The sequence below is a fragment of the uncultured Planktosalinus sp. genome, assembly GCF_963973675.1.
In the GTDB taxonomy this organism is placed as follows: domain Bacteria; phylum Bacteroidota; class Bacteroidia; order Flavobacteriales; family Flavobacteriaceae; genus Planktosalinus.
On record NZ_CAXBAN010000228.1, the window covers coordinates 1 to 4,355 of the forward strand.

Genomic DNA, 4,355 nt, shown 5'->3' on the forward strand with positions numbered 1-4,355 from the left:
AAATGAGGTGGGTCAGTAACTTTTGTTACCGAGGGGGTTCTAGTTGTAAAGTTGGGGCAACTATTTTCAAAATAGAGGATAATTATACCGCAGAGATTCACAAAGAAGCGCAAAGTTTCAAAGAGGAATCTGTGTTGTACTTAAAAGAATTGTTTCTTTAAAAGTATGAGTATAACCGGAAATACAGTCATTAAGATTCATTTTTTCTTTAACTACGATTTCAGATAGGCTTCCGAACGTGTACTGCCGTGACCGCCGGCTACAATGAGCATGACTTTCAAGCTCAGCCAGAAGTATTTAAAAAAATGCCAGACCGGGTTCCTCATCCAGAAGTGTTTGCTTTTTGAAATTCGTTGTGTCATCATTTTAGTTTTTTATTCCGGCAAGAGCCACCAGAAGGGTTTCATTTTAGCTTTGTACATAAATACATAGTGGAGTGTCAGCTTTAGCCAGTGTCCCGCCAGGCCGATTTCCCCAAAGGTTTTCCCCAACTTACGTCCGTGGGTGTTGGGATATTTTTTATAATCAGGCACGATGGGATAAGTGGTAATACTAATCCCGCTTCCTGAAAACGTACCATACCCTGCCGATGCAATACAGGCTGCACCCATATTGGTCGTAGAACCTTTGTGGTCTTGTGAGTCTTTTCCTTTATTGATACTGTCAATAATAGTATCGGCCACCAGTTTTGTGGTTATCCCTGAGGGTATACCGGTTCGTGGCGGCGAGGGAAATATCTCGGTACCGTTCTTGCTTTTGCGTGGTTTCGAAATGCTGTGCGGCGTTGCAAAGGCAATACCGGGAGCAAATATGTTTTTGTATGTGGGGTGTAAGCCTCCTGCTTCAAATGCTCCTTTGTTGGCGGCCTCTATAATCCCCGGGCCACCACCGGTCATTACCGTGAATCCCATTTTAGATAATTCGGCACCAATTTTCTCTGCGTTTTTATAATGTTCAGATTCATTTGTAAAGCGAGCTGAACCAAATACTGTAACACAAGGTCCTACAAAATGCATTATCCTAAAAGCTCTTATAAAATTAAAAAACACTCTAAACGCAAAAAGTAATTCTTTTAGCCTCGATAATGGGCCTTGTACAAATTTTGAATCATCTGTAACCAGTCTATGTTTAATTCTAACACGCGTATTGATTTTTAAGATGTTTTTTTATAACTCCACACCGCCAGTCCATTCATAATAAGCGCATATACAAGTGTTTTTGTAAACTGAGGCAGGATATCATAAAAGGAAGCGCCTTTTAACATGAGCATGCGCATCACTTCCACAAAGTACTTTATGGGGTTAAATTCTGTGAGCAATTGTGCCCAGCCGGGCATGCTTTCTATGGGCGTAAATAAACCACTCATCAGGATAAAAATCACCATAAAAAACCAGGCTATGAACATCGCCTGTTGCTGAGTATCGGTAAAGTTTGAAATAAAAAGTCCCATTCCCAAAATCACCAGGATATAGATGGAGGTGTATGCATACATCAAAGGCAGACTTCCTAACATGGGTACATTAAAGATGATTTTGGCGATGATGAGACCAATGGTGAGCAGCCCCATACCAATTACCCAAAAAGGAAAGAGTTTTCCGATGATAAACTGGTATTTTTTAATGGGTGTTACGTTGATTTGTTCCAGGGTGCCGATTTCTTTTTCGCGAACAATGTTCATGGCAGCCAGAAACAAGGTAATCATGGTGACGAGCAACACTAAAATCCCCGGCACCATAAAGGTTTTGTAGTTGAGAGTCTCATTATACCAAAACGACGGAATGGAGGAGATGCTAACCAGCTGAGGCCGGTCTGTGTTATTTTGTAAAAGTTTGGAGCGAATGTTTTTATTATAACTAAAAAGAATTCTCTTGATATAGACACTGGTTACCCCGGCAGCGGCACCGTCTATGGCGTCGATAGTGATTCCCAGGTCAGTTTTTTGGTCACGGTGGAGTTCTCTTTCGAAGTGTTGAGGGATTTCCAGTATGACATCAACATCGCCTTTAAGCATCGCTGTAGTGGCTGCTTTCATTGATGAAAATTGTTCAGTTACCTGAAAATAGGTGGATGCCTCAAACTTTTCAATCAATGCCCGTGAGCTGCTGCTTTGATTGTGGTCGATATATGAAAACTGAATGTTTTTTACTTCATAAGTGGCTGCATTTGAAAGGATGATGAGTTGGAGTAACGGCAAAACAAATATGATGGGCAGCATTCCTTTATTTCTAAATATTTGCCTGAACTCTTTTTGTATGATATATCTGATGATTTTCATTATTCCAGCCTTGTTTTGTATTTTTTCACACTCAACCCAATAAAAAAGAGGGTCATACCCAAAAGTATGAGCGTTTCTTTCCATACATAGGTCAAGTCCACCCCTTTGAGCATTATGCCCTTAATAATAATGATGAACCATTTGGCAGGCACAATGTTGCTTATGACTTGCAGTGGTGCCGGCATACTGGAAATTGGAAATATAAACCCTGAAAGCAGGATAACAGGCAGCATAAGTCCCATAAGTGAAATCATCATGGCAGTTTGCTGGGTGGCTGCAATGGTTGAAATCAGAATACCCAAAGCCAGTGAGGTAACTATAAAGAGCACACTTTCAAATCCCAATAAAATCAGGCTGCCATGAACAGGCATTTCAAATACATATATGCTCAGTAATACTATAATAACGGCATTTATAACTGAGAGAAAAATATATGGAACTACCTTGCCGATAATTACCTGAAACGGGTTGAGTGGTGAAACTAGTAAAATTTCCATAGTGCCCTGTTCTTTTTCACGGGTGATGGAAATAGAGGTCATCATAGCTGAAACCAGCATTAGTATAATGGTCATTACCCCGGGCACAAACATAAAAACACTTTTCAACTCAGGATTATACGCCATACGTGTTTGTGGAATAATTTGGTAAGCGAGTTGAATGTCTTTGTTCTGTTCAGCTTGATAGTGTTGCAGTATTGAATTTACATAATTGCTGATCGTATTTGCCGTATTTGGGTCGGTGGCATCGGTAATAATTTGAACGGAGGCATTGTTGTCGCGAACGAGCTTACTGCTAAAATCCTTTTCAAAAGTAAGCACCGCTTTTACTTTTCCTTTTTTAAAAATGTTTTCTATATCTGTTTCACGGCCTAAAAACTGCTGAATCGAAAAATAGTTTGATGCATCAATTTTTTGAATGATTTCTTTGGTAGTGGCGTCTTTTGAATGGTCGAGTATGGCAATGTCAACATTGTTTATTTCGTTTGTAATGGCAAAGCCAAACAACAAGATTTGGGCTACCGGCATACCAAAAAGGATAAATAAAGAACGCCGGTCTCTGAAAATATGGAAAAACTCCTTTTTTACAAATCCTAAAAATCGTTTCATCCTCTTGCCAGTTTTAAGAATACATCGTTCATCGTGTCTGTTTCAAACTGCTGTTTGAGTTTTTTGGGTGTGTCCAGCGCTTCAATTTTGCCGTTTACCATAATGGACACCCGGTCACAATATTCGGCTTCATCCATATAATGTGTGGTGACAAATATGGTGGTGCCGTTGTGGGCAGCTTTGTATATCATTTCCCAAAACTGACGTCTTGTGATGGGGTCCACACCGCCGGTAGGTTCATCCAGAAACACAATTTTAGGGTTGTGCAACATCGTCGCTGAAAAGGCTAATTTTTGTTTCCACCCCAGAGGCAGCGACCCCACGAGCTGATTGGCAACCTCACTCAGTCCCAGTTCTTCTGTCAGGGTTGTTGTTTTAGTTTTTATCTGCTTTCGCGAAAGCCCGTAAATACCTCCAAAAAAGGTGATGTTTTCTTTTACGGTGAGGTCGTCATACAACGCAAATTTCTGGCTCATATAGCCAATGTTCTTTTTGATGTCTTCAGCCTGGGTAAAAACATCAAAACCGGCTACTTCAGCCTGTCCTGATGAGGGTGTGGAAATACCGATAAGCATTTTCATAGCTGTGGTTTTGCCGGCGCCATTGGCTCCCAGAAACCCAAATATTTCACCTTGTTCCACTTCAAAACTAATTTGATTGACTGCTGTAAAATCACCAAACATTTTAGTTAAACCATTAACTGATATGACCTTGTTTTTTTTTATCATCGCGCAAGTTCCATAAAAGTATCTTCAATGGTGGGTGTGGTGGGTGCAATGTGAATGTTGGCAAGACTGTTTTCACTTAAATAGGAATGAAGCATCTCCGGATCAAAATCAGCACGTTGGTCTGTATAATGCACAATTTCACCAAACGGATATACACTATGACGGCGGGTGTAGCTGTTGAGTAAAGCAATGAGCTGATACATATTTCCGCCACTGACATTGAAAATGGGCTTTGGATAATGTTTT

4 protein-coding genes and 1 pseudogene are annotated in these 4,355 nt (G+C 40.4%); all 5 read right to left on the minus strand.

Annotated elements, in window-relative coordinates:
• Positions 1-374 precede the first annotated feature (374 nt).
• Positions 375-1,016: a hypothetical protein gene (locus AACY61_RS09420; protein ID WP_339611323.1), complete on the minus strand. Its 642-nt coding sequence runs from the start codon at positions 1,014-1,016 to the stop codon at positions 375-377.
• Positions 1,017-1,153: 137 nt separating this feature from the next.
• The gene (locus AACY61_RS09425) at positions 1,154-2,275 is read right to left on the minus strand and encodes an ABC transporter permease (RefSeq protein ID WP_339611324.1); all 1,122 of its coding nucleotides are present in this window, start codon (positions 2,273-2,275) and stop codon (positions 1,154-1,156) included.
• A complete protein-coding gene (locus AACY61_RS09430; RefSeq protein ID WP_339611325.1) occupies positions 2,275-3,381 on the minus strand; it encodes an ABC transporter permease in 1,107 nt (368 codons plus the stop codon). The genes AACY61_RS09425 and AACY61_RS09430 overlap by 1 nt, the downstream gene beginning before the upstream one ends.
• Positions 3,378-4,106, minus strand: coding sequence for an ABC transporter ATP-binding protein (locus tag AACY61_RS09435; RefSeq protein ID WP_339611326.1), 729 nt, complete (start codon positions 4,104-4,106; stop codon positions 3,378-3,380). Before AACY61_RS09435 ends, AACY61_RS09430 begins: the two co-directional genes overlap by 4 nt.
• Positions 4,106-4,355 (minus strand): annotated as a pseudogene (locus AACY61_RS09440) (ABC transporter ATP-binding protein); the annotation flags it as partial. The pseudogene AACY61_RS09440 and the gene AACY61_RS09435, both read right to left, overlap by 1 nt.

Bases quoted from the DNA above. Each gene is read 5' to 3' on its own strand.
- AACY61_RS09420 (WP_339611323.1), bottom strand. From the start codon at position 1,016: ATGCATTTTGTAGGACCTTGTGTTACAGTATTTGGTTCAGCTCGCTTT.
- AACY61_RS09425 (WP_339611324.1), bottom strand. From the start codon at position 2,275: ATGAAAATCATCAGATATATCATACAAAAAGAGTTCAGGCAAATATTT.
- AACY61_RS09430 (WP_339611325.1), bottom strand. From the start codon at position 3,381: ATGAAACGATTTTTAGGATTTGTAAAAAAGGAGTTTTTCCATATTTTC.